At 47.0% G+C, this 24,656-nt stretch carries 23 protein-coding genes; 17 read left to right on the top strand and 6 right to left on the bottom strand.

Annotation, left to right across the window (positions count from 1 at the left end):
* Positions 1-296 precede the first annotated feature (296 nt).
* The 4 genes from aat to BQ5809_RS06930 all read left to right on the top strand — a co-directional run bounded on the left by aat (position 297) and on the right by BQ5809_RS06930 (position 5,002).
* Complete coding sequence (gene aat / locus BQ5809_RS06945) at positions 297-1,013, top strand: leucyl/phenylalanyl-tRNA--protein transferase (RefSeq protein WP_003787696.1); 717 nt, start codon at positions 297-299, stop codon at positions 1,011-1,013.
* Between the two features lie 199 nt (positions 1,014-1,212).
* The gene (acnB, locus tag BQ5809_RS06940) at positions 1,213-3,798 is read left to right on the top strand and encodes a bifunctional aconitate hydratase 2/2-methylisocitrate dehydratase (protein WP_003787700.1); all 2,586 of its coding nucleotides are present in this window, start codon (positions 1,213-1,215) and stop codon (positions 3,796-3,798) included.
* 146 nt (positions 3,799-3,944) lie between these two features.
* Positions 3,945-4,313, top strand: a complete 369-nt coding sequence (locus BQ5809_RS06935; RefSeq protein ID WP_003787703.1) for a CidA/LrgA family protein — start codon at positions 3,945-3,947, stop codon at positions 4,311-4,313.
* On the top strand, positions 4,310-5,002 hold the full coding sequence (locus tag BQ5809_RS06930; protein ID WP_003787705.1) for an LrgB family protein: 693 nt from the start codon (positions 4,310-4,312) through the stop codon (positions 5,000-5,002). Before BQ5809_RS06935 ends, BQ5809_RS06930 begins: the two co-directional genes overlap by 4 nt.
* Before the next feature lie 66 nt (positions 5,003-5,068).
* On the opposite strand, the gene accC is transcribed toward BQ5809_RS06930, so the two are convergent.
* From accC to trkA, 4 genes are all read right to left on the bottom strand, one after another.
* Positions 5,069-6,430, bottom strand: a complete 1,362-nt coding sequence (gene accC, locus BQ5809_RS06925) for an acetyl-CoA carboxylase biotin carboxylase subunit (RefSeq protein WP_003787708.1) — start codon at positions 6,428-6,430, stop codon at positions 5,069-5,071.
* A gap of 45 nt (positions 6,431-6,475) precedes the next feature.
* A complete protein-coding gene (gene accB, locus BQ5809_RS06920; RefSeq protein WP_003787710.1) occupies positions 6,476-6,940 on the bottom strand; it encodes an acetyl-CoA carboxylase biotin carboxyl carrier protein in 465 nt (154 codons plus the stop codon).
* Positions 6,941-7,166: 226 nt separating this feature from the next.
* A complete protein-coding gene (locus tag BQ5809_RS06915; RefSeq protein WP_032827769.1) occupies positions 7,167-7,952 on the bottom strand; it encodes a TrmH family RNA methyltransferase in 786 nt (261 codons plus the stop codon).
* A gap of 115 nt (positions 7,953-8,067) precedes the next feature.
* Entirely contained in the window at positions 8,068-9,489 is a 1,422-nt protein-coding gene (gene trkA, locus BQ5809_RS06910; protein ID WP_003787715.1) for a Trk system potassium transporter TrkA, read from the bottom strand.
* 151 nt (positions 9,490-9,640) lie between these two features.
* On the opposite strand from trkA, the gene BQ5809_RS06905 reads away from it, so the two are divergent.
* The 6 genes from BQ5809_RS06905 to BQ5809_RS06880 all read left to right on the top strand — a co-directional run bounded on the left by BQ5809_RS06905 (position 9,641) and on the right by BQ5809_RS06880 (position 15,571).
* Positions 9,641-10,744 carry an ABC transporter substrate-binding protein gene (locus BQ5809_RS06905; RefSeq protein WP_003787718.1) on the top strand — a complete coding sequence of 368 codons (1,104 nt, stop codon included), beginning with the start codon at positions 9,641-9,643 and terminating at the stop codon, positions 10,742-10,744.
* Positions 10,745-10,921: 177 nt separating this feature from the next.
* Positions 10,922-11,962 carry a FecCD family ABC transporter permease gene (locus BQ5809_RS06900; protein WP_032827770.1) on the top strand — a complete coding sequence of 347 codons (1,041 nt, stop codon included), beginning with the start codon at positions 10,922-10,924 and terminating at the stop codon, positions 11,960-11,962.
* 209 nt (positions 11,963-12,171) lie between these two features.
* The gene (locus BQ5809_RS06895) at positions 12,172-13,410 is read left to right on the top strand and encodes an ABC transporter substrate-binding protein (protein WP_003787721.1); all 1,239 of its coding nucleotides are present in this window, start codon (positions 12,172-12,174) and stop codon (positions 13,408-13,410) included.
* Between the two features lie 10 nt (positions 13,411-13,420).
* Positions 13,421-14,215 (top strand): ABC transporter ATP-binding protein, encoded by a 795-nt coding sequence (locus tag BQ5809_RS06890; protein ID WP_003787722.1) that lies wholly within the window; start codon positions 13,421-13,423, stop codon positions 14,213-14,215.
* Positions 14,216-14,226: 11 nt separating this feature from the next.
* Positions 14,227-14,658: a pseudoazurin gene (locus BQ5809_RS06885; protein ID WP_003787724.1), complete on the top strand. Its 432-nt coding sequence runs from the start codon at positions 14,227-14,229 to the stop codon at positions 14,656-14,658.
* Between the two features lie 85 nt (positions 14,659-14,743).
* Positions 14,744-15,571: an ATP-grasp domain-containing protein gene (locus BQ5809_RS06880; RefSeq protein WP_003787727.1), complete on the top strand. Its 828-nt coding sequence runs from the start codon at positions 14,744-14,746 to the stop codon at positions 15,569-15,571.
* A gap of 130 nt (positions 15,572-15,701) precedes the next feature.
* Here BQ5809_RS06880 and BQ5809_RS06875 read toward each other — a convergent pair whose 3' ends face one another.
* Complete coding sequence (locus BQ5809_RS06875) at positions 15,702-16,397, bottom strand: hypothetical protein (RefSeq protein WP_003787728.1); 696 nt, start codon at positions 16,395-16,397, stop codon at positions 15,702-15,704.
* A gap of 68 nt (positions 16,398-16,465) precedes the next feature.
* Positions 16,466-18,442, bottom strand: a complete 1,977-nt coding sequence (tkt, locus tag BQ5809_RS06870; protein WP_032827801.1) for a transketolase — start codon at positions 18,440-18,442, stop codon at positions 16,466-16,468.
* A 414-nt stretch (positions 18,443-18,856) separates the two neighbouring features.
* On the opposite strand from tkt, the gene BQ5809_RS06860 reads away from it, so the two are divergent.
* From BQ5809_RS06860 to BQ5809_RS06830, 7 genes are all read left to right on the top strand, one after another.
* Complete coding sequence (locus BQ5809_RS06860; protein ID WP_003787735.1) at positions 18,857-19,639, top strand: glycosyltransferase family 2 protein; 783 nt, start codon at positions 18,857-18,859, stop codon at positions 19,637-19,639.
* Positions 19,626-20,645 (top strand): glycosyltransferase family 4 protein, encoded by a 1,020-nt coding sequence (locus BQ5809_RS06855; RefSeq protein ID WP_003787736.1) that lies wholly within the window; start codon positions 19,626-19,628, stop codon positions 20,643-20,645. The genes BQ5809_RS06860 and BQ5809_RS06855 overlap by 14 nt, the downstream gene beginning before the upstream one ends.
* 25 nt (positions 20,646-20,670) lie before the next feature.
* A complete protein-coding gene (trpE, locus tag BQ5809_RS06850) occupies positions 20,671-22,146 on the top strand; it encodes an anthranilate synthase component I (protein ID WP_003787739.1) in 1,476 nt (491 codons plus the stop codon).
* 142 nt (positions 22,147-22,288) lie between these two features.
* Positions 22,289-22,738, top strand: a complete 450-nt coding sequence (gene iscR / locus BQ5809_RS06845; protein WP_003787741.1) for a Fe-S cluster assembly transcriptional regulator IscR — start codon at positions 22,289-22,291, stop codon at positions 22,736-22,738.
* Positions 22,739-22,773: 35 nt separating this feature from the next.
* Complete coding sequence (locus BQ5809_RS06840; RefSeq protein WP_003787742.1) at positions 22,774-23,991, top strand: IscS subfamily cysteine desulfurase; 1,218 nt, start codon at positions 22,774-22,776, stop codon at positions 23,989-23,991.
* Positions 23,992-24,074: 83 nt separating this feature from the next.
* Complete coding sequence (locus BQ5809_RS06835) at positions 24,075-24,341, top strand: transposase (protein ID WP_071461636.1); 267 nt, start codon at positions 24,075-24,077, stop codon at positions 24,339-24,341.
* A gap of 17 nt (positions 24,342-24,358) precedes the next feature.
* Positions 24,359-24,656: transposase (locus BQ5809_RS06830; protein WP_143452387.1), on the top strand; the 298-nt coding region annotated here is incomplete at its 3' end.

The raw sequence follows: 24,656 nt of genomic DNA, 5'->3' as shown, positions 1-24,656 counted from the left end.
CAACGCCTTTATGTACTATAGTGGATTAAATTTAGATTATGACAAGGCGACAACGACCGCCGTGTACGAATATAGTGAATTAAATTTAGATTAGTACCGCGTTGCCAACTCCCTTATGTACTAGATGTACACGGCGGTCGTTGTCGCCTTGTTCTAGTTAGAATCTAATCCACTTTTACCCATATGATTCGGTACAATCCACAGGATAACTTGTGGATAAGTCATCTAAATCATTCAACCCACAACAAAAAGTGCAGGCTGCTTAAAAAATAAGCAGTCTGCATAAATCATACGCCATGCTCACACTTATAGACCCAGACAATCCCCATTTCCCCAAGCTCAATCCCAGCAACACACCACAAGACGGCTTAATTGCCGCTAGCGAAATCATCACACCAAACATGGTGCAGGCTGCTTATCGCAACGGACTGTTTTCATGGCTCAAAGCACATGGCTATTGGCTATGGTTCACCCAACACCCACGCGCCGTTATCTTTCCAAACCAATTGCACATCGGACACAATCTACGCAAAGCCTTGCGCCAACAACGCTACCAAGTCAGCGTCAATCGCGCCTTTGATGACGTGATTCGCGCCTGTTCCACCGTGCCACGCGCAGGACAAAACGGCACATGGATAAACCACGACATCATACAAACCTACGGCGCACTACATCAACAAGGCAAAGCCCATTCATTTGAATGCTGGTATCCCGACCATGCGGGCAGCCTGCACTTGGCAGGCGGATTTTATGGCGTACAAATCGGGTGCGTATTTTATGGCGAATCCATGTTTTGCCAGCACGACAACGCCTCCAAAATCGCCTTTGCCCACGCCGTGCCGTATTTGCGCGACTGCGGTATCGCCCTAATAGACTGCCAACAAGACACCGACCACATGTGCCGCTTCGGCTCACAGCTCTTGCCGATAGACCAATATTGCAGGCTGCTTTTAGATTTAAACGACCAGCCGTTAAACCAATCAATCCAAGCCATAAATATCGCCCAAAATTAAGTTTACGTTTGCCTATATGATCTCGTTCGTACATGGCGTTGCGCCGCCATACCCACGTCCCTGCACATAGCCCAATTTACCGTGTAAAAAAATTCCCAAGCTGTGTAAAATTAGTTTATGATTTAGACAGTTTCAAGCCGTTTATCACAGTTTGCAAACGTCAAACAAGAAGAAAACCATTTACATAAGGAACAAAGCAATGTTACAAGAATACCGTCAAGCCGCAGCAGAACGCGCTGCCTTGGGCATTCCCGCTCTTCCATTGACCGCCGCACAAATGGCTGATTTAGCCGATTTGCTGAAAAATCCCCCTGCTGGCGAAGGCGAATTTTTGGTTGATTTATTGACCAACCGCGTCCCTGCTGGTGTGGACGATGCTGCCAAAGTGAAAGCATCGTTTTTGGCGGCGATTGCCGATGGCAGCGTAACCAGTCCGCTCGTGTCGCCTGAATTGGCAGCCAAATTATTAGGCACGATGCTGGGCGGTTACAACATTCACCCATTGATTGAATTGTTGGACAATGAAAAATTAGCCCCAATCGCGGCGGAAGGTTTGAAACATACTTTGTTGATGTTTGATTCATTCCACGACGTGAAAGAAAAAGCCGACAAAGGCAACGCACACGCCAAAGCCGTGTTGCAATCTTGGGCGGACGCGGAATGGTTCACTTCGCGCCAAGCTGTACCTGAAAAAATCACCGTTACCGTGTTCAAAGTAGATGGCGAAACCAATACCGATGATTTGTCGCCAGCCCCTGACGCTTGGTCGCGCCCTGATATTCCGTTGCACGCATTGGCAATGTTGAAAAATCCACGCGACGGTATTACGCCTGATAAAGCGGGCGAAGTCGGTCCAATCAAATTGTTGGAAGAATTGAAAGCCAAAGGCAATTTGGTGGCGTATGTCGGCGATGTGGTCGGCACGGGTTCATCACGCAAATCCGCAACCAATTCCGTGATTTGGCATACAGGCGAAGACATTCCTTTTGTTCCAAACAAACGCTTTGGCGGCGTGTGCTTGGGTGGCAAAATTGCCCCGATTTTCTTTAATACACAAGAAGATAGCGGCGCACTGCCGATTGAAGTAGATGTGAGCAGCCTGAAAATGGGTGACGTGGTAGACATTTTCCCTTACGAGGGCAAAATCGTGAAAAACGGCGAAACCGTGTCCACGTTTGAGCTGAAATCGCAAGTGTTGTTGGACGAAGTTCAGGCAGGCGGTCGCATTAATTTGATTATTGGTCGCGGTTTGACAGCCAAAGCGCGTGAAGCCTTGGGTTTGCCCGCGTCAGACAAATTCCGTTTGCCGCAAGCACCTGCCGCAAGCAATGCTGGTTTTACGTTGGCGCAAAAAATGGTTGGTCGTGCGTGTGGGCTGCCTGAAGGTAAAGGCGTTCGCCCCGGCACTTACTGCGAACCACGCATGACTACGGTCGGTTCACAAGACACAACAGGTCCAATGACACGCGATGAATTGAAAGACTTGGCGTGTTTGGGTTTCTCGGCAGATTTGGTGATGCAATCGTTCTGCCATACCGCGGCGTATCCGAAACCTGTGGACGTAAAAACCCACAAAGAGCTGCCTGAATTTATCTCAACGCGTGGCGGCGTATCGTTGCGCCCTGGCGATGGCGTGATTCACTCGTGGTTGAACCGCTTGTTGATGCCTGACACAGTCGGCACGGGCGGCGACTCGCACACGCGTTTCCCGATTGGTATTTCGTTCCCAGCAGGTTCGGGTTTGGTGGCGTTTGCCGCGGCAACTGGCGTGATGCCGTTGGATATGCCTGAGTCGGTGTTGGTGCGCTTTTCAGGCAGCCTGCAAGCTGGCGTAACGCTGCGCGATTTGGTTAATGCGATTCCTTTGTATGCGATTAAACAAGGTTTGCTGACGGTTGCCAAAGCAGGTAAGAAAAATATTTTCTCGGGTCGCATTTTGGAAATTGAAGGTTTACCAGATTTGAAAGTGGAACAAGCCTTTGAATTGACAGACGCTTCTGCGGAACGCTCGGCGGCTGGTTGTACGGTTAAATTGAATCAAGAGCCGATTATTGAATACATGAAATCCAATATCGTGTTGATGAAAAACATGATTGCGGACGGCTATGCAGATGCGCGTACTTTGGAACGCCGCATTAAGACAATGGAAGCGTGGATTGCCAATCCGCAACTGTTGGAAGCGGACAAGGACGCGGAATACGCTGCCGTGATTGAAATCAATATGGACGACATCAAAGAGCCGATTATCGCGTGTCCGAATGACCCTGATGACGTGTGCTTCATGTCTGAAAAATCAGGTACGAAAATTGATGAAGTGTTCATCGGTTCGTGCATGACGAATATTGGACATTTCCGCGCTGCGTCTAAATTGTTGGAAGGCAAAGCGGATACGCCTGTGCGTTTGTGGATTGCGCCGCCAACCAAAATGGACGCGAAACAGTTGTCAGACGAAGGACACTACGGTGTGTTGGGTCGTGCAGGTGCGCGTATGGAAATGCCTGGGTGTTCATTGTGCATGGGCAACCAAGCGCAAGTACGCGAAGGCGCGACTGTGATGTCCACTTCTACGCGCAATTTCCCAAACCGCTTGGGTAAAAATACCAATGTGTTCTTGGGTTCGGCGGAATTGGCGGCGATTTGTTCTAAATTGGGCAAAATTCCGACTGTGGAAGAGTATCAAGCCAACATCGGCATTATCAATGAAAACGGCGATAAAATTTATAAATACATGAATTTTAATGAAATCGCTGAATATAATGATGTGGCGGAAAGCGTAAACGTATAAGCGTTTTAAAATAACAAAGCAGCCTGCACTTTTTGTTAAAAAGGATGTGCCACCTACGGCATACCCTTTTTATACCCAAATCAAAGATTTGGACAAAAAGTGCAGGCTGCTTTTCACATATTTCATATTATTCAAGAGAAATCATCATGATACGTTCACTTTCTATTATCTTGGGCTGTTTGGCGTTGGGCGAGCTGATTATTTATCTAACCCACATCAAATTGCCGTCAGGCATTATTGGCTTGTTGATTTTATTTGGTTTATTGCAAGGCAAATGGGTCAAGCCCGATTGGTTTAAACCGATTACCGATTTTTTAATGCAAAATTTGATGTTAATTCTGATTGCGCCGTGCGTGGCGTTGGTGCAATACCTTGATTTATTGTCAAAAGATATTGGCGCAATTTTTGTATCGGCAGTCGGCAGCAGCGTGTTAGTCTTGCTCGCCACCGCCAAAACCTACGAATGGGCGCGGAAAAAATTCAGCCAAAACAACAAAAAAGGAAAATCTGCATGAAAACCAGTTTTGCATCTAATTCGTTTTTGCTGCTGTTTATGCTTGTGAGTTTGTATTGGCTGTGTATTGTGATTCGCAAACGCACAGGCAGCCCTTTTGTGAATCCTGTGCTGATTTGCACGACTATTTTCATTATTTATCTGAAAGTTACCGATACACCCTACGCCGATTTCCAAAAAACAGGACAATTAGTGAGCGTGTGGTTGCAGCCTGCGATTGTGTGTTTGGCTGTGCCGTTGTATTTGCAATGGCAGAAAATTCGGGCGCAATGGTTGTCGATTTTGTTGTCACAACTGGCTGGTAGCGTGGTGGGCGTGGTGTCGGGCGTGTGGATAGCGCATTTTATGGGCGCAGCGCGTGAAGTGAGTATGGCGGTGGCGGCAAAATCGGTTACGTTGCCGATTGCGTTGGAAATTACGCAAGTTTTGGGCGGTATTCCGTCCATTAGCGCGGCTGGCGTGATTTTGGCAGGGCTGACGGGACAGATGTTTGGTTTTATGTTGATGAAAAATTGGACAAAAAATCCGATTGCCAAATCATTGGCGCAAGGCACGACTTCACATGCCATGGGCATTGTGGCGTGTTTGGAGAAAAGCGGACATTTTGCCGCGTATGCGACTGTTGGCTTGATTTTGAACGGTGTCATCACTTCGTTGATTGCACCATTGATTGTGCCGTTTTTGATTTGAATAATACAAAGCAGCCTGCACTTTGAATCAACAAAAAGTGCAGGCTGCTTTGTATTTAAATCAGCATTACTTCGCTTGTTTTTCTTTGCGTTCTTGCAACCAATGTTCCAAGTAGTGAATGCTCACACCGCCTTGAATAAAGCCAGCATCACGGAACAAATCACGGTGCAACGGCGCATTGGTTTTGATACCTGTAACCGCCAATTCGTCCATTGCCACGCGCATTTTGGCGATGGCTTGGTCGCGGTCTTTACCATGAACGCAGATTTTGCCAATCAAGCTGTCGTAATTGGGCGGAATGCGATAGCCTTGATAAATATGGCTATCCACGCGCACCCCCAATCCCCCAGGTAAATGGCAAGATTCAATTTTGCCAGGGCTTGGAATAAAGTTGTATGGGTCTTCGGCATTGATACGGCATTCAAACGCATGACCTTCAATCACGATGTCGGATTGCGCGTATTGCAACGGCAAACCAGCCGCCACGCGCAACTGTTCTTGCACGATGTCCACGCCAGTAATCAGTTCGGTAACAGGGTGTTCCACTTGTACACGTGTATTCATTTCAATAAAGAAAAACTCGCCGTCTTCATACAAAAATTCAAATGTACCTGCACCGCGATAGCCAATGCGCTTGCAAGCGTCCGCGCAAGCCGTGCCGATTTTTTCACGTTCTGTTGGTGTGATAAACGGTGCAGGGGCTTCTTCAATGATTTTTTGATGACGGCGTTGCATAGAGCAATCACGTTCGCCCAAATAAATCGCGTTGCCGTGTTCGTCCGCCAATACTTGAATTTCCACATGGCGTGGACGTTGCAAAAAGCGTTCCATGTAAACCATAGGATTACCAAATGCTGCTTCCGCTTCGGCTTTGGTCATTTCCACCGATTTGAGCAAATCTTCTTTCTTTTCAACGACACGCATACCGCGACCACCGCCACCGCCAGACGCTTTGATGATGACTGGGAAACCGACTTTATCGGCGATTTTCAAAATTTCATCAGGATTATCGGGCAATGCGCCATCTGAGCCTGGGACGCAAGGTACGCCAGCCGCAATCATCGCGTGTTTGGCAGACACTTTGTCGCCCATTAAACGGATGGTATCGGCTTTCGGACCAATGAAAATAAAGCCTGATTTTTCAACTTGTTCTGCGAAATTCGCGTTTTCCGCCAAAAAGCCATAACCTGGGTGAATCGCGTCCGAGCCTGTCACTTCTGCGGCGGCAATCAACGCTGGAATATTCAAATAACTTTGTGGCGACGGTGCAGGGCCAATACACACGCTTTCGTCTGCCAATTTAACGTGCAGGCTTTCGCGGTCGGCTTCGGAATGCACGGCAACGGTGGCAATGCCCATTTCACGGCAAGCGCGTAAAATGCGTAAAGCAATTTCGCCACGGTTGGCAATTAACACTTTTTTTAACATGGTTTTATTCCAAATTATTTAGGCTACTCAAAAGCAGCCTGCACATTATTCAATAATAAACAAAGGCTCGCCGTATTCTACTGGCTGACCGTTTTCCACCAAAATCGCTTTGATTACGCCTGATTTCTCGGCTTCAATTTCGTTCATCAATTTCATCGCTTCAATGATGCAGATGGTTTGACCTTCTTTTACCGTTGCGCCAACTTCCACAAACGGTGCAGCCGTTGGGCTGGCTGCGCGATAGAATGTGCCAACCATAGGCGATTTTTGCGCGTTTGTTGTATCTGCTGCCGCAGGTGCGCTAGGTGTAGCAGGCGCAGCAACGGGCGCAGCGACAGCAGGTGCGACTTGTGGTGCAGCAACAGGTGCAGGCGCGTAAACCGTTTGCACCGTAGGCGCAGCCACCGAGCGTGTGATACGGACTTTTTCTTCGCCTTCGGTGATTTCTAATTCGGCAATGCCAGAACCTTCAACCAATTCAATCAGTTTTTGTAATTTGCGTAAATCCATTTTGTGTGATTCCTATGCGTGGATAAAAAATATTGCGATTCATGGTTAAATAATGTGAGAGTGTTTAGACCATGAATCCGTAATCTGAAAAAAAAAGAAAAAACGATTTTGGCGAAAATGCTGCAAAAAGTCTAGTTTTATCATCAAAAAAGCGACTTTTTTATGAAATTTCGCGCAAATCATATTTTAGAACATAAAATCTATTTTACCAAGTGCAGGCTGCTTTTTATTTCAAACGTTGGCGCATTTGCTCAAACAAGCAAACAGTCGCGGCTTGGGCAATATTTAGCGATTCGGTCGCGCCCAGCATTGGGATTTTGACGTTGGCGGTGGCGATATTTTGTATTTGGGGCGACACGCCGCTGCCTTCGTTGCCAAAAATCCACGCGCTCGGTTGCTGCAAGGTTAAATCGTATAGCGAAAAATTGTTGTGTTCGCTCAACGCGGTAACCAAAACACGGTCGTGGTATTGGCTGCGCCATTGGGTTAAATCTACGCGCTCGTGAATGTGCAGCAAAAAATGTGCGCCCATGCCTGCGCGTAACACTTTGGGGGCGTAGGCATCGGCACAACCATCGCTCAAAATAATGTGGACAATGCCTGCTGCGGCCGCACTGCGTAACACCGCGCCGACATTGCCTGCGTCTTGTATGCGCTCCAATACCACGCAATCGCCTTGCTCGGGCAATGGGCTGGGTTGGGGCAGGGCGATGAGTGCCATGATGTCATTGGCATCGGCAAGGCTGCTGATTTTGCGTAGCGCGTTGTGGCTGACCAAGTGAACGCGGTTTGCAGGCAGCCTGCACAATAGCGCGGCAATTTCGGGGCTTTGGGCGCGATGTTCGGGTACATAGACTTGTTCGGGCGTGTTGCCTGCGTCCAAGTAGGCAGACAGTAAATGTACGCCTTCTAGCACGGTTTGTTGGTGTTCGCGGCGGTGTTTGCTGGCGGATAGCAGTTTCGCTAAATGTTTGAGTTGGTTGTTTTGGGGGGATTGAATAACTGGGTTCATTTTGTGTAGCACATGTGGGCAAGGGTGTGGATAAGTGGGTTTGTGGCTTGATTGTATGATGAAAAGTGCAGGCTGCTTATTTTTTGAGCAACTAAAAAGCAGCCTGCACTTTAAATCAACCAAAAAAGCCCATTTTCACTTGAATCAATTTTTCCAATTCGCGCAACACGCGGCGGCGCGAAACGAAAAAGACAATGTGGTCGCCATCGTGCAGGGTTTGGCTGTGGTCGCGCCCCATGATGACTTCATCGCCACGCACAATCGCGGCAATGTGGCAGCCTGCGGGCCATTTGACTTCATCTACGCGCCGTCCAACCAAAGCCGATGTGTGTTTGTCGCCATGCACCACGACTTCAATCGCTTCGGCTGTGCCACGGCGTAATGGATACACGGCGGCAATGTCGCCACGCCGAACGTGCGACAACACGCTACCAATCGTGATTTGATGCGGCGACACGACAATATCAATCTGATTGCCTGTAAGCAAATCCACATAACGCGAACGGTTGATGATGCTAATCACGCGCTTCGCACCCAAATTTTTTGCCAACAAACCTGCCATGATGTTGTTTTCATCGTCATTGGTCAGGGCGCAGAATACGTCAATTTCGTCAATGTATTCTCGGTTGAGCAAGTCTTCATCGGTGGCAGAACCGTGTAGCACCAGCGCGTTGTCCAAATTTTCTGCCAACCATTCGGCGCGGTTTTCGTTGTATTCAATGATTTTGACGTTGAATTTGTCTTCCATATGTTTGGCTAGGCGATAACCAATGCTGCCGCCGCCTGCAATCATAATGCGGTGGTTGGACTGTTTGTAGTGAAACAGCACATACATCACGGTTGCCATGTATTGCGCGTCTGCCACAAAACAGATTTCATCGCCTTCCAAAATCACGGTGCTGGGTTGCGGCACAATCATGCGCGTGCTGCGGTAAATCGCGCAAATTTGACAATCGGAATGCTCGGGCAGCATGGTCATGACTTCTTCTAGCGTTTTGCCAACGATTTCGTCTTCGGCTTTGACTTGGACGATTATCATGCGGACTTGGTCGCCTGCAAACGGCAAAACTTGCAAGGCGCGCGCGTAACTTAATAAGCCGATTAAATGCTCGGTTACCAAATGCTCGGGGTGAATCGAATCGGTTACGGCAAAGGCGTTTAGGCTGCTGGATAATTCATCGTCTAGCGTGGCTAAATCGGTTTGTTCGCGCCCGTATTCCAAATAGTCCGCCAAACGAACTCGCGCAATGCGTTGCGGAATGTTGAACAATTCGGCAGCCAGTTTGCAGGCAACCAAATTGGTTTCATCGCTGCGTGTGAGTGCGAGCAGCATATCGGTGTCGTGTGCGCCTGCGCGTTCCAACAGTTGGGGCGATGCGCCGTTGCCAATCATGGTTTGCACGTCCAAACGGCTGCTGATGTTGCGTAGGGCGGTTTCGTCTGTATCAATAATGGTTACATCGTGATTGGGCATGGACGCGAGTTCGTGGGCAATGGTTGAGCCAACTTGTCCGCTGCCTAGAATGATAATTTTCATGTGCAGGCTGCTTTTTATAGAAAACGTGATTATATAGCGAAAGCAGCCTGCACAAAATTAACGTTTCTTAATTAAATTTGAAAATCATTATCATTTCATTTACAATGCGCGGAATTTAGTTCATCAACCAACTTGAAATGGAGTACAAGCAATGAAGCGTTCTTTTTCAGCAGTAGCAACTGCAATGGCTTTGGCATTGAGTAGTGCTTTGGCAACTGCTGCACCTGTGGAAGTAACCGATATTTTAAATCGCAAAGTAAAAGTAGATTTGCCTGCCAAGCGCGTGGTGTTGGGCTTTTATTATCAAGACTATATGGCGGTGGGTGGCAATAAGGCTTTGGACAATGTGGTGGGTTTTTCTAAAAAAGTGTGGTCTGGTTGGGCACCACCTAGCTGGGAATTGTTTAGCAAAGCCGTTCCTAAATTAAATCAATTAACCGATGTGGGCGAAGTGGAAGAAGGCACGTTCTCTATTGAGAAAGTGTTGGCATTGAAACCCGATTTGTTGATTTTGGCGGATTGGCAATACAAAGCATTAGGCTCGGATTTGGATAAACTAAAAAACGCGAATATCCCAATCGTGGTGTTGGACTACAACGCGCAAACCGTTGCCAAACACGTTCAATCTACCAAATTGCTGGGTCAATTAACGGGACAAACGGCGCGCGCCAATCAAATCGCCAACGAATACCAAGCGGCGGTGCGTCAGATTCAAACACGCGTGCAGCAAGCTCGTTTGCCTAAACCAAAAGTGTATGTGGAATTTGGACGCGGTGGCCCTGCGGAACAAGGCTTCACGTTCTCGTCTAGTATGTGGGGGCCGATGATTGATTTGGTGGGCGCACAAAATGTTGCCCCTAAATCTATTGGTGCGTGGGGTGCGATGACGGCAGAAGCGGTATTGGCAGCCAAACCCGATGTCGTGATTATGACTGGACGCGAAACCGAGTTAAACAAAAACCGCGAAGGTATGGTGCTGGGCTTTAATATTCCCAAAGACGAAGCGCAACGCCGTTTGAATGGCTTTAAAGCGCGTGCAGGTTGGAGTGCTTTGCCTGCGGTGAAAAACAATCGTGTTTATGGCGCATACCACGCCAATTCGCGCACGATGTCGGATATTGCATCGGTTCAATTCGTTGCCAAAGCGGCGTATCCAACGCTGTTTAAAGACATCAACCCAGAAAAAACCTACACCGATTTCTATCGCAAATATTTGCCTGTTGTGCCAACGGGTACGTTGTATTTGTATCCATAAGTCGGTTGATGTGCAGGCTGCTTTGGTTAGCTGAAAAAAGCAGCCTGCACGATGATTATGTTTACATAATTTGAAAATTGTTATCACTTGTTTTACAATGTTTCAATAAATGTTAAACCAACGATGTAGGCTGTTTTTTCCAACAAAGCAGCCTGCACATTATTGATAAAACCCAATATGACAAACTCTACTCAAATTACAGAAATTGTGCGCCAACAACGCGCGGTGGAGCGCAAACGCTGGCTGGTGTTGATTGCGTTTGCTGCGGTGGGCCTGATTGGTTTGGTACTGGACGTGGTAACAGGCCCGTCCATGTTGCCTGTGGGCGAAGTGGTTAAATCGCTATTGGGCGCAGCCGATGTAGATGAAATGACCCACACCATTGTGCACGATTTGCGCTTGCCGATTGCCTTGATGGCGTTGGTGGTGGGTGCAGCTTTGGGCGCAGGTGGCGCAGAAATCCAAACCCTACTCAACAACCCCATGGCAAGCCCCTACACATTAGGATTGGCGGCTGCCGCAGGTTTTGGCGCATCGCTGGTGATTGCGTTTGGCAGCTTTGGTTTGTCGTTGCAATATGCTGTGCCTGTGGGCGCGTTTACTATGACTATGCTGGCGGCGGTGGTGCTGTTTTTGTTTGCGTCCATGCAACGATTTGGCTCGGCGACTTTGGTGTTGGTGGGCATTGCCTTGTTGTTTATTTTTCAGTCTATGTTGTCGCTGGTGCAATTTATTTCCGCGCCCGAAATCTCGCAACAAATTCTGTTTTGGCTGTTTGGCAGTTTAACCAAAGCCACTTGGGAAAATTTAACCGTGATTAGCGTGGTAAGCGCGGTGTGCATTAGCCTATTGTTGCGCGATGCGTGGAAATTGACCGCCGTGCGTTTGGGCGAAGACCGTGCCGCTGCATTGGGCGTGAACTTAACCGCTTTACGCATCAAAACGCTGGTGTTGGTCGCCATGATGACAGCAACCGCGATTAGTTTTGTCGGCGTGATTGGCTTTATTGGACTGGTCGCGCCACACGTTGCCCGAATGCTGGTGGGCGAAGACCAACGCTTTTTCTTGCCTGTGACTATTTTGGCAGGTGCGGCATTTTTATCCGTGTCGTCCGTGTTGTCCAAAGTGATTATCCCAGGCGCGTTGTTTCCTGTCGGGATTGTGACTTCGTTTGTGGGCGTGCCATTTTTCTTTTGGATTATTTGGAGCAAGCGGTAAACGGTTTGCGATATTAAAAGTGCAGGCTGCTTTTGATTTATTTATAGTGCAGTAGGGTGGGTGCCTGCACCCACGCGCACTCAAATTTTAGGAAACCCCAAGTTGCGTGGGTGCGAGCATCCACCCTACGAACTATGTGGGAATGACGACTTAAATACAAATGCAGGCTGCTTTTGATTTGTTTTTTGAACAAGGAAACACATAACATCATGAAATCAAACATCAAAAAAAGTTTAGCCATTGCGCTATTGAGCCTATTAACCAGCCAAGCCTACGCGCAAGTGCAAACCTTGACTGACGTGCGCGGACGCGAAGTTAAAGTAGATGTGCCAGCCAAGCGCGTGGTGTTGGGCTTTTATTTTCCCGATTACATCGCTGCCGCAGGTGTGGACAATTTCAAAAACGTAGTCGGCATTTCGCGTGAATTTTGGGAAAAATTCAATTCGGGCAGTTGGTCTTTGTTTGCCGAAAAAATACCCGAACTCAAAAACATTGGCGACATTGGCAACGTGAACACAGGCACATTTTCGCTGGAAAAAACCTTGGCAATGAAGCCCGATGTGTTGGTGCTTGCCGATTGGCAATTCCAAACCCTGTCTAGCGAAATTCCCAAAATAGAACAGGCAGGCATTCCGATTGTGGTGGTGGATTTCAACGAACAAAGCGTGGCAAAACACACCGCCAGCATTAAATTGTTCGGTCAAATTGCAGGTACAGAGCAACGCGCCGAGCAAATTGCCAATGAATACGCACAAGGCATTGCCGATATTCAAAAACGAGTGCAGGCTGCCCAGTTGCCCAAACCCAAAATTTATGTGGAATTTGGTAACAAAGGCCCGCAAGAACATAGCTTTACCTTTGGCAAAAATATGTGGGGCGCGATTGCCGACACGGTGGGCGGCGACAATGTGAGTAAGCCTTATGTAGAAAACTGGGGCCCGATTAACGCCGAGCAATTATTGGCAACCAAGCCCGAAGTCATCATTATTTCTGGTACAGAAATGAATATTGATAAGCAGCCCGAAATCATGGCAATGGGGATTGGCGTTACCCAAGCTGATGCCCAAAAACGCTTGGCTGGCTTTTTGACACGCCAAGGTTGGCACGATTTGCCAGCGGTTAAAAACAACCGTGTTTACGGCATTTACCACACCGCATCGCGTTCTATTAGCGATTTGGCATCGGCGCAATTTATGGCAAAAACCTTGTACCCCGATGCGTTTGCCGATGTAAACCCCGAGCAAACGTATCAAGATTTCCACAAAAAATATTTGCCGATTGAACCCAAAGGCACGTTTTTTATCCAGCTAGATTGCAACCAAGCTGCTTGCGCTAACGATGAAAAGCAGCCTGCAACGGCATCGGCTGCGACATCTGCGCCTGCAACGGAAGAAACACCGTCTTTGTGGCAACGTTTTATTAATTGGCTGTTTGGACTTTTCTCGTAATTGACGCACTATGAATCACAGCAATCTTCCCATTTTGTCGCTCAACCAAGTCAGCATTCGGCGTGGCAGCCTGCACGTTGCCCAGCAAATTGATTTGGATTTGCACGCAGGCAAAATTTATACCGTGTTGGGGCCCAACGGCACAGGCAAATCCAGTTTAATCAAAGCAATTTTTGGCGAACTGGCGCACACAGGCACGATTTCGTGGCAAGGGCAGGCACAAACGCAAACCGCTCGCAGCGATTGGGTTAAGCCGATTGGCTATATGCCGCAAGATAGCCATGTTGATGCCGCATTAAGCACGCTAGAAGTCGTATTGCTAGGGCGAATGGACGCGCTGCATATGCACGTTGGCGATGACGTTTTGAACCAAGCCGCCAGTTTGTTAGACGAATTGGGTATCGCGCATTTGGCACATCGCCCCATCACAGCATTGAGTGGCGGACAACGACAGCTTGCCATGTTTGCCCAAGTGTTGTTGCGCCAACCTAAAATTTTGTTGCTAGATGAACCTGTTAGCGCGTTGGATATGTATCATCAACTCAATTTGCTGGAACAGGTTAGCCGCTACACACGCGAACATCAAATCATCACGCTCATGGTGTTGCACGATTTGAGCTTGGCAGGACAGTTTTCTGATGAATTGATTTTGTTGGCAAACGGCAAAATTCAAGCGCAAGGGCAGCCTGCACAAGTGTTGCAGCCCGATGTGTTGCGTGATTTATATCGCGTGTCGGTAGAAGTTTTGACGTGTAGCCAAGGTTTGCCTGTTATTCGTCCGCAACGTCATTTTTTGACCATATAGGAGTGATATTCATGAAAAAAATCTTATTCTGTGCCACTTTATTGGCAGCGATGTCGGCTCATGCTGCCAATTACGACATCAAAATGCTTAACACAGGCAAAGACGGTAGCATGGTGTTTGAGCCAGCGTTTGTGAAAGCCAAAGTCGGCGACACGGTTACATTCAAAGCCAGCACAACTGGGCATTCGGTTAAAAGCCAAGCCGTTCCAAAAGGTGCAGAAAGCTTTGTTTCGGGAGAAGATGAAGAATTGGTGGTGAAATTGACCCACGAAGGCGTGTATGTGTACAACTGCCCACCGCACCGCATGATGAATATGAGCGGTATTATTCAAGTGGGCAAGCCGACTAATTTGAGCGAAGTGAAACCTGTTGTGGCAGAGCTAGAAAACCGCTCTATGCAAAACAAAGGACGTTTAACAGGTTATTTAAATCAGGTTAAATAAACCATGTGCAGGCTGCTTTTGAACCAGAAAAAGCAGCCTGCATTATTTATAGCGCGCTATATTCAATATTCAAGAAAACACCCAAATGCTCACCATCACCACTTGTCAAAGTTACCCCGAACCACCCAGCAATCTGCTTCCCGTGCAGGCTGCTTTGCAACAACGCGGCATCGCTACCCAATTTGCGCCATGGCAAACTTGTCCAGCTACGCCTTATATTTTGCCTTTGTGTGCATGGGATTACGCCCAAAGGTTTGACGCATGGGATACATGGCTAAACCAAATGCAAAGTGCAGGCTGCTTGTTTGCCAATTCGGTTGATTTAATGCGCTGGAACAGCCGTAAACATTATTTGCTAGATTTAATTCGCGCTGATTTTCCTGTTGCGCCCACGCAAATTGTCTCTACTCACGCCAACGATATTTGGCAAACCATGCAAGCGCAATCATGGCAACAAGCCGTACTCAAACCAGCCGTAGGGCAAAGTGGTTATGGCGTACAAAAAATTCAATCGCCACAAGATATTAAGCTAACCGACACATCAGGCGATTGGCTATTACAAGCCTATTTGCCCGAAGTGGCAGAGCAGGGCGAATGGTGTCTGATTTATTTTGCAGGGCGATTTAGCCACGCCGTGCGCCGATTGCCAGTACAAGGCGAATGGCGTGCCAATTCCGCTTATGGCGCACAAGTGCAGGCTGCTTGCGCTCCCCAAATTGCCCAGCAAACCGCACAACAAGTGCTAAATTGGCTGCCACAAATGCCACGCTATGCCCGAATAGACGGCGTAATGCGGCAAAACCAATTTTATATCAACGAAGTGGAGTTGATTGAACCTGCGTTGTATTGGTATTTGTGTCCCGAAAGCGTGGCGCGTTTTGTTGATGTGGTGGCGGAGTGGGTCAAACAATAGAAAGCAGCCTGCACTTTTTGTATGATGCAAAGTGCAGGCTGCTTTTTATTTATGGTTATGTTCGCATAAACGAATGATATGTTATTCTACAAATTCAGGCAGCCTGAAAATGTAGTGTGTGCTTTTCTTTCTACCGAGCCATAGGCGCAAAAATGGTCAATGGCAGCACAACAATGCCAATCATTGCGTCCATCGCCAATGCAATGGGTGTAAACAGAATATTTCCTATCAAATTTTCTCCATTGATTTTGCTGTGTGTGATTTCTTGCGACAGTTTTACAGGCACAACTTGCTCAAAGCGGTAATCTACGGGTGATTGCGTGGGTTTGGCAAATAACGTGCCGTTGGTGTAGAAGCAACGCGCATAGGTTTTAGGTTGCTTACCCAATGGTTTAAATTGCAAGGATTGCAGCGTTTGTGCTTCTTGCGTTTTCAGGCTGCCTGCTGGTGTGTATTTCAAACAGAAATCGCTGCTAAATCGTGATTTTTCTGTTAGCACCACAGGCATTGCGGTTAAGATTTCATCGCCGTAATAGATTTGGTAGCGGTTGGTTAATTTTGCATTCAACACGGGCAATAAATTGGTTGAATCGTCTGCGTCTAGCGCATACCAATATTTATCGCCCATCATCAGCAATGAACCTGCTTTGAGTTGGTTGCTGTCGAGTTCGGCTCGTCCAAAAGCATGAACTTGGTCGCTACCTATATCTTGGTAAGCGGTGGTGTGGGTGGTAGGTGGATTCTTGCCCCATAGAAAGAGCGTTGTACAACTTGATTGTGATAAAACGGCTGCGGTTAAAATCGTGCATAACGATTTTTTGAACATTTCAAATCCCTTTAATTAGCATATAAAAAAGGCAGCCTGAAAAATAGTTTCAGGCTGCCTGAATCACATTACAAAACCGACTTCACAACCGAAACCACATTCTCAACCGTGAAACCATATTCTTTAAACAACAAATCAGCAGGTGCAGATTCGCCAAAGCGATTGATACCCACAACTGCGCCATTACCAACATATTTATACCAACCGTCTGTTACACCAGCTTCCACAGCCACTTTCGGCAAATCCGCAGGCAACACGCTCGCTTTATACGCCACGTCTTGTTTATCAAATACATTGGTGGACGGCATAGAAACCACGTTCACAGAAACGCCTTGTTCTGCTAACGCTTTTTGTGCGTTCAATGCCAATTCCACTTCCGAACCTGTGGCGATAATCACGGCTTTCGCGTTGTCTTTTGCGGAAATCACATAGCCGCCATGTTTCACATTCGCCAACTGCTCCGCGCTGCGTGGCACAAATGGCAAATTCTGACGGCTGAAAATCAAGCAGCTTGGGTGGTCTTTCGCTTTTGCTGCTTCCGCCCACGCAATCAGGCTTTCTGCTGTGTCGCAAGGACGCCAAACCGCCATATTCGGAATCATACGCAAAGTCGCGGTTTGCTCAACAGGTTGGTGCGTTGGGCCATCTTCGCCTAAACCAATGCTGTCGTGCGTGAACACGAAAATCGGGTTAATTTTCATCAACGCCGCCATACGCAAGGCATTACGCGCGTATTCGCTAAACATCAAGAATGTCGCGCCAAACGGTTTCACGCCGCCGTGCAATGCCATGCCATTCATAATCGCCGCCATACCAAATTCGCGCACGCCATAATGAACATAGTTGCCGCCTTGTTGCGGTTTCACGGAAACGCTGTTAGACCAATCGGTCAAATTAGACGGGGTCAAATCCGCCGAACCGCCCACAAATTCAGGCAGCACTTTTGCCAAAATTTCAATGCTGTTTTGGCTGGCTTTGCGTGTGGCGATTTTTTCTGCTTTTTCGCTGATTTCGGTTAATGCAGCCTGCACATGAGCGTCAAAGTTTTCAGGCAGCGTTCCGTTAATGCGGCGCGTAAATTCGGCTGCTTTTTCGGGGAATTTAGCGGCGTATTGCGCGAACAACTCGTTCCACGCGCTTTCCAATTTCGCGCCTTTTTCTTTTGCGTCCCAAGCGGCGTACACGTCGGCTGGCACTTCAAACGGTGCGTATTCCCAACCCAAATGGGCGCGAGTGGCGGCGATTTCGTCTGCGCCCAATGGTGCGCCGTGCGTTTTGTGGCTGCCTTCTTTGTTGGCTGCGCCTTTGCCGATTAAGGTTTTGCAGCAAATGATTGTTGGTTTGTTGGTTTCGGCTTGGGCTGCCTGAATGGCTGCGCGGATGGCTTCGGGATTGTGTCCATCTACATCGCGGATTGCTTGCCAGCCGTAGCTTTCAAAACGCGCTGGGATATTTTCGGTAAACCAGCCATCTACTTTGCCGTCAATGGAAATATTATTATCATCATACAAAACAATCAGTTTGCCCAAGCCCAATGTGCCAGCCAATGATGCCGCTTCGTGCGATACGCCTTCCATTAAACAGCCGTCACCCAAGAAAACGTAGGTGTGGTGATTGACGATGTCCAAACCGTCTTGGTTAAATTCTTTTGCTAACAAGCGTTCTGCCAATGCCATGCCGACTGCATTCGCAATGCCTTGACCGAGTGGCCCTGTGGTGGTTTCCACGCCGTCCGCGTAGCCGTATTCTGGGTGTCCTGCGGTTTTGCTGTGCAGTTGGCGGAAATTTTTCAAATCGTCAGCCGACAAATTGTAGCCGCTCAAATGCAATACGCTGTAAAGCAAGGCTGATGCGTGTCCGTTTGACAAAACAAAGCGGTCGCGGTTAGGGAATTTGGGATTGGCTGGATTGTGTTGCAAAAATTCGCGCCACAAAACGTCTGCCATGTCTGCCATGCCCATTGGCGCACCGGGGTGTCCAGAGTTGGCTTGTTGAACCATGTCCATTGACAGGAAGCGGATAGCGTTGGCGGTTTTGGTTGCCATAATTTGTCCTTTGCGTTGAGTGATTAAAAAGTGTGTCATGATTTCAGGATGCCTGATTTGCTATTGTTTTTTGTTTTAAACCAATGAATACCGTCTCTTAACAGCAAAATGATTATTGCTAAAACAATAGCAAAAGTGGCAATCATCAATCCTTTTAATGTCGGAAACATTGCATGGATACAATAAATAGTAAAAATCCCTGTGTTAGCCAATGATTCCAACATTGTTTGAACCAGCGTGTGAACCTATTCATAACTGCACCTACTTAAATAGGAAAGAAATTTGATTATGGCAGCTTTACAATCTGTTTACAATGTGCAGGCTGCTTTTGAAGTGCGAAAAAGCAGCCTGCAAACATTTTGCAATATCCCATAGCCGTGTAAAATAGCCGTTTCTTGTTGATGCCGATTCGCTATGACCCACATTTCATCACTTTTAACTGTTGCCCTGATTACCAAAAACGAAGCCAAACATCTGCCCGACTGCCTAAACAGCGTACAACCGTTGGGCTGCCCGATTGTCGTCATTGATTCAGGCAGCAGCGACAACACGCTAGCAATCGCCAAACAATTTGGTGCACAATGCCACACGTTCACGGATTGGCAAGGCTTTGGCGTACAACGCAATCGCGCGATTCCATTTATTCAAACGCCGTGGGTTTTGTGGCTAGACGCAGACGAGCGATTAAGCGAAACCACGCGCCAAGACCTAATCCGCCAACTTTCGCAAACGCCAGCAGACGGCAAAACCGTTTTTGCAATCAACCGTTTGAGCGTGGCATACGGACGAGAAATCCGTCATTGCGGTTGGTATCCTGATAAAGTGGTGCGTGTGTATCCGATTGAATTTGCAAAATATAGTGATGATTTGGTGCATGAATCTGTGGTTGTGCCGAGCGGTACAAACGTGGTGGATTTGTCGGGCGATGTGTTGCATTATACTTATGACAGCGTGGCGCAATATCTCAATAAATCCGCCAATTACGCTTTATTGTGGGCAAAACAAAAACAGCAGCAGGGCAAACAAGCCAGCTTATTTTCAGCGGTCATTCACGCATTAAATAGTTTTGTGAAAATGTATGTGTTCAAGGCGGGATTTTTGGACGGTAAACAAGGCTTTTTGATTTCTGTTTTATCGGCTTATTCGGTTTTTTGCAAATACGCACAACTTTGGGTACAAAATCATGCCAAATGCTAAATCAACCATTTTATTCATCAGTTTAGCCAAAAAATTTGGTGGCGGCGAAGTGCAAACCGAATTGTTGATACAAAATATTCGCCAACTGGGTTTTGATGTCGCGTTTTACGGCAAAGCCAATGGTGTATTGGGGCAAAAATTAGCCAAACAGAGCATTTTGGTTTTGCCGAATTTATGGACAGTTGGGCAATTTTTGCGACAGCATTCTTCGGTGTTAATTCACGCTTGTGACGGGCGTTCGGTACATTTGGCGGCTGCTCTAAAATTTTGTTTTAAAAAACCTTTGTTGATAACGCGCCACGTTATTTTTCCCTTGAAGCGCAAATCATCGCAAATCAGTTATCGCTATGCCGATGCGGTGGTCGGTGTGAGCCAAACCGCCAGCGATAAACTCAAATCGCTCAACGCACAAACCCACACCATTTACGGTGGTATAGAAAAATTGCGTGAACACAAAAGTATAGATGCTTATTTTCAATCAGCACCAAATACGCTGAAAGTCGCGCAAATTGGTAATTTTCAAGCGGTTAAAAATTTTCCTTTAACGATTGAATTGGCGAAATCTCTGCCGTCTGTGCAATTTTATTTGGTGGGTTCGGGCGAGTTGGAGCAGGAATTGAAAACCGCCGCCAAAGATGTGGCTAATATCACATTTGTTCCGTTTACGCCTTATATTGGCAGCGTGTTCAAGCAGGTTGATGTGCAAATTTTGCCGTCTCATTCGGAGGGTTTGTCTATGGTTATTTTGGAAGGTTATCAATACGATGTGCCTATTTTGGCGCACGCGGTGGGTGGCATTCCTGAAATTGTGGAACACGGTAAAACAGGCTATTTAATAGAACACAATCAAATGGAAAACTACCGCGTTTATTTGCTTGAATTATCCAAGCAGCCTGCACAATTAGCGAAACTGAAACAAAGCACAGCTTTGTATTGGCAACAGCGTGATTTTTCAGGAAAACGTATGGCGCAGGAATATGTGCAGTTGTATAAAAAACTGTTATAAAAAATCAATAACCGAGAATAACCCCATGATTACCAAACAACAATACCTAAACCAAGTCGCGCAAGGCTACAACCGCATTCCGCTTGTGCAAGAATTGCTGGCGGATTTGGACACGCCATTGTCGCTGTATTTGAAACTTGCCAATCAACCGTTTACTTATTTGCTGGAATCGGTGGTGGGTGGCGAACGCTTTGGGCGATATTCGTTTATCGGGCTGCCGTGCCATACTTACATTAAAGTTTCAGGCAGCCGCACCGAATTGTACGAAAATCATCAACTTACTCAAACTCATGATGGCAATCCACTTCCATTTATTGAGCAATTTCACGCGAAATTTAAAACACCAGAGATTGACAAATTACCGCGTTTTACAGGCGGTTTGGTGGGTTATTTTGGCTATGAAAGCATTTATTATTTTGAACACATCGCGCACCGTTTAAAGCAGCCTGCAAAATCTAATCCGTTGAGTACGCCTGATATTTTGTTGATGTTGTCGCAAGAATTGGCGGTCATTGATAATTTGAGCGGCAAAATTTATTTGATTGTGTATGCCGACCCAAGCAATCCGCAAGGCTATGAATTGGCGCGTGAAAAATTGGAAAATCTGCGCGAAAAATTGCGCCAGAGTGTTGCGATTTCGCTTTCGCTTGGCAGCCAAACGACACAGCCTGAACATTTAACAGGCGAAGAGACATTTAAATCGTATGTGCGCCGTGTGCGTGAATACATTTTGAATGGCGATTGTATGCAGGTTGTGCCAGCTCAAACGATGAAATTACCGTTTACCGACAAGCCGTTGCATTTGTATCGTGCGTTGCGGACGCTCAATCCATCGCCGTATTTGTTTTACTACGATTTTGGCGATTTTCATATTATTGGCTCGTCGCCTGAAATTTTGGTGCGCCGTGAACGTGAAACGGTGGTGGTTCGCCCGATTGCTGGCACACGTTTGCGCGGTGCAACGCCAGAACAGGACGCGGCAAACGCACAAGATTTGCTCAACGACCCGAAAGAAATCGCGGAACACACGATGTTGATTGATTTGGGGCGCAATGATGTGGGGCGAATTAGCCAAACGGGGCAAGTGGCGGTTACGGATAAAATGGTGATTGAGAAATATTCGCACGTTATGCACATCGTTTCCAATGTGGAAGGCTGCCTGAAACCGAATACGACTAATATGGACATTCTCGCGGCGACTTTCCCTGCTGGCACATTGTCGGGTGCGCCGAAGGTTCGCGCTTTGGAAATTATTGAAGAATTAGAACCGATTAAGCGCAATATTTTTGGTGGCGCGGTGGGCGTTTGGGGTTTTAATGGCGATATGGATTTGGCGATTGTGATTCGTACGGCGATTGTGAAAAATGGCGAGCTGTTTGTGAGTAGCGGTGCGGGCATTGTCGCGGACAGCGTGGAAGAAAGCGAATGGCAGGAAACGCAAAATAAAGCGCGTGCAGTTTTGCGTGCGGCGCAAATGGTGCAAGAAGGTTTGGATTGTTGATTGAAAGTGCAGGCTGCTTTGATACAGAAAAAAAGCAGCCTGCAAACTATATCGCTTATAGCTTTTTTTAATCTTGACTAAAATAGTCGGATATTAGACAATCGCGTCCACAAAACCAATAAAAAAGTGGAGTACATAAACCATGAGATTGACCACAAAAGGACGTTTCGCCGTAACCGCCATGATAGATTTAGCGATGAATGCACAAAGCCACGCCGTTAAACTCAACGCGATTAGCGAACGCCAACAAATTTCACTTTCCTATTTAGAACAACTGTTTAGCAAACTTCGCCGCGCAGGCTTGGTAGAAAGCATACGCGGGCCAGGTGGCGGTTATGTGTTGGGCAAGTCTGCCGACCAAATCAATATTTCGCAAATTATTGCCGCCGCCGAAGACCGTTTGGACGCGACTTTGTGCAGCGGTAAAGCCAACTGTCAAAGCGGCGCGCCCTGTTTAACGCACAATCTGTGGGAAAACCTAAACCACACGATTGACAACTATTTGAGCAGCGTAACACTCGCCAGCTTGTTGGAGCAGCAACAGCCCGACAAAGCCACGCAAATTGTACGCATGACCCATATTCACGTTTAATTTTCAATAAAAACACACATTAAGGACAAAAAACCATGACTCAAAAACAAAAACCGATTTATCTGGATTACGCAGCCACAACCCCGATTGACCGCCGTGTCTTGGATAAAATGTTGCCGTATATGACTGAAATGTTTGGTAATCCAGCGTCAAACAGCCACGCTTACGGCTGGGAAGCAGAAGAAGCCGTAGAAGAAGCGCGTAAAAACATCGCCGATTTGATTAATGCCGACAGCAAAGAAATCGTATTCACAAGCGGCGCGACTGAATCCAACAACTTGGCAATCAAAGGTGCAGCGCAATTCTACAAAACCAAAGGTAAACACCTGATTACCTTAAAAACCGAACACAAAGCTGTGTTGGACACCATGCGCGAGTTGGAGCGTCAAGGCTTTGAAGTAACTTATTTAAATGTGCAAGAAAACGGCTTGTTGGATTTGGAAGAATTAAAATCCGCCATTCGCCCCGACACGATTTTGATTTCTGTGATGTGGGTAAACAATGAAATTGGCGTAATCCAAAATATCCCAGAAATCGGCAAAATTTGTCGTGAACACAAAATTATTTTCCATGTGGATGCAGCCCAAGCCTGTGGTAAAACGCCTGTGGACGTAGAAACCGCAAATGTAGATTTGCTGTCTATGTCGGCACACAAAATCTATGGTCCGAAAGGCATCGGCGCATTATATGTTCGCCGCAAACCACGCGTACGCTTGGAAGCGCAAATGCACGGTGGCGGACACGAACGCGGTTTCCGTTCTGGCACATTACCGACACACCAAATCGTAGGCATGGGCGAAGCGTTCCGTTTGGCAAAATTGGAATTGGAAAAAGACACGGCACACGCTTTAAAATTGCGCGAAATTTTCTTGAACGGCATCAAAGACATCGAAGAAGTTTACATCAACGGCGATTTGGAAAACCGCGTGGCAACCAATTTGAACGTGAGCTTTAACTTTGTGGAAGGCGAAAGTTTGATTATGGCAGTGAAAGAAATCGCCGTATCCAGTGGCTCGGCGTGTACTTCAGCCAGCCTTGAACCCAGCTACGTTTTACGCGCACTCGGTCGCAATGACGAGTTGGCGCACTCATCGCTGCGCATCACATTCGGTCGCATGACAACCGAAGACGAAGTGAAATTCGCCGCCGAACTCATCAAATCGCAAATCGGCAAATTGCGTGAAATGTCGCCGTTGTGGGAAATGTTTAAAGACGGTGTGGATTTGAGTACGGTGGAGTGGGCGGAGCATTGATTTTTTTGATGATTTAAGTGTGCAGGCTGCCTGAAAGTGTGGGAAATTAGAACCTGTATTCACAAAAATAATAAAATATCTTTATGACCAGAAAATCCTACCCAACAGACTTAACAGATGCCCAATGGCAAGCGATTGAGCCATATTTTAACCAGCTACGCCACTACAAATGGGATAAACGTAAATTATTAGTGAATGCCGTTTTGTACATGACCAAAACAGGTTGCCAATGGCGTATGCTGCCCAATGATTTTCCACCTTATTCAACCGTATGGAGTTTCTATCGCAGAGCCAATCAATCAGGCTTATGGGATAGAATTCTTTTGGCATTGGTTCAAAAAAACGTTTAATCCATCAAAAACAAGCAATGCCAACTTATGCCATTATTGATTCACAAAGTGTCAAAACAGCTTCTAGCGCACATGATAAAGGTTTTGATGGAGGTAAAAAAATCAAAGGTCGTAAGCGACATATAGCTGTTGATACGTTGGGTAATCTATTGTCTGTTGTGATTCATGCAGCCAATATTCATGACACAAAAGCAGGTATTTTTGTAGCAAAAAAAGCGTTTGAGACCTATCCGAGTTTAAAAGGTTTCTGTGCAGACGCAGGTTATCGGAATACATTTGAGCGTGAAGTATCAGAGCAATTGGGTTTAACTGTTG

It is taken from the genome of Kingella kingae ATCC 23330, from assembly GCF_900111845.1.
Taxonomy (GTDB): Bacteria; Pseudomonadota; Gammaproteobacteria; order Burkholderiales; family Neisseriaceae; genus Kingella; species Kingella kingae.
This window is presented reverse-complemented; position numbering and strand designations above follow the sequence as displayed.

Excerpts from the sequence above, each read along its gene's own strand:
- aat (WP_003787696.1), top strand. The coding sequence starts at position 297 with ATGCTCACACTTATAGACCCAGACAATCCCCATTTCCCCAAGCTCAAT.
- acnB (WP_003787700.1), top strand. The coding sequence starts at position 1,213 with ATGTTACAAGAATACCGTCAAGCCGCAGCAGAACGCGCTGCCTTGGGC.
- BQ5809_RS06935 (WP_003787703.1), top strand. The coding sequence starts at position 3,945 with ATGATACGTTCACTTTCTATTATCTTGGGCTGTTTGGCGTTGGGCGAG.
- BQ5809_RS06930 (WP_003787705.1), top strand. The coding sequence starts at position 4,310 with ATGAAAACCAGTTTTGCATCTAATTCGTTTTTGCTGCTGTTTATGCTT.
- accC (WP_003787708.1), bottom strand. The coding sequence starts at position 6,430 with ATGTTAAAAAAAGTGTTAATTGCCAACCGTGGCGAAATTGCTTTACGC.
- accB (WP_003787710.1), bottom strand. The coding sequence starts at position 6,940 with ATGGATTTACGCAAATTACAAAAACTGATTGAATTGGTTGAAGGTTCT.
- BQ5809_RS06915 (WP_032827769.1), bottom strand. The coding sequence starts at position 7,952 with ATGAACCCAGTTATTCAATCCCCCCAAAACAACCAACTCAAACATTTA.
- trkA (WP_003787715.1), bottom strand. The coding sequence starts at position 9,489 with ATGAAAATTATCATTCTAGGCAGCGGACAAGTTGGCTCAACCATTGCC.
- BQ5809_RS06905 (WP_003787718.1), top strand. The coding sequence starts at position 9,641 with ATGAAGCGTTCTTTTTCAGCAGTAGCAACTGCAATGGCTTTGGCATTG.
- BQ5809_RS06900 (WP_032827770.1), top strand. The coding sequence starts at position 10,922 with ATGACAAACTCTACTCAAATTACAGAAATTGTGCGCCAACAACGCGCG.
- BQ5809_RS06895 (WP_003787721.1), top strand. The coding sequence starts at position 12,172 with ATGAAATCAAACATCAAAAAAAGTTTAGCCATTGCGCTATTGAGCCTA.
- BQ5809_RS06890 (WP_003787722.1), top strand. The coding sequence starts at position 13,421 with ATGAATCACAGCAATCTTCCCATTTTGTCGCTCAACCAAGTCAGCATT.
- BQ5809_RS06885 (WP_003787724.1), top strand. The coding sequence starts at position 14,227 with ATGAAAAAAATCTTATTCTGTGCCACTTTATTGGCAGCGATGTCGGCT.
- BQ5809_RS06880 (WP_003787727.1), top strand. The coding sequence starts at position 14,744 with ATGCTCACCATCACCACTTGTCAAAGTTACCCCGAACCACCCAGCAAT.
- BQ5809_RS06875 (WP_003787728.1), bottom strand. The coding sequence starts at position 16,397 with ATGTTCAAAAAATCGTTATGCACGATTTTAACCGCAGCCGTTTTATCA.
- tkt (WP_032827801.1), bottom strand. The coding sequence starts at position 18,442 with ATGGCAACCAAAACCGCCAACGCTATCCGCTTCCTGTCAATGGACATG.
- BQ5809_RS06860 (WP_003787735.1), top strand. The coding sequence starts at position 18,857 with ATGACCCACATTTCATCACTTTTAACTGTTGCCCTGATTACCAAAAAC.
- BQ5809_RS06855 (WP_003787736.1), top strand. The coding sequence starts at position 19,626 with ATGCCAAATGCTAAATCAACCATTTTATTCATCAGTTTAGCCAAAAAA.
- trpE (WP_003787739.1), top strand. The coding sequence starts at position 20,671 with ATGATTACCAAACAACAATACCTAAACCAAGTCGCGCAAGGCTACAAC.
- iscR (WP_003787741.1), top strand. The coding sequence starts at position 22,289 with ATGAGATTGACCACAAAAGGACGTTTCGCCGTAACCGCCATGATAGAT.
- BQ5809_RS06840 (WP_003787742.1), top strand. The coding sequence starts at position 22,774 with ATGACTCAAAAACAAAAACCGATTTATCTGGATTACGCAGCCACAACC.
- BQ5809_RS06835 (WP_071461636.1), top strand. The coding sequence starts at position 24,075 with ATGACCAGAAAATCCTACCCAACAGACTTAACAGATGCCCAATGGCAA.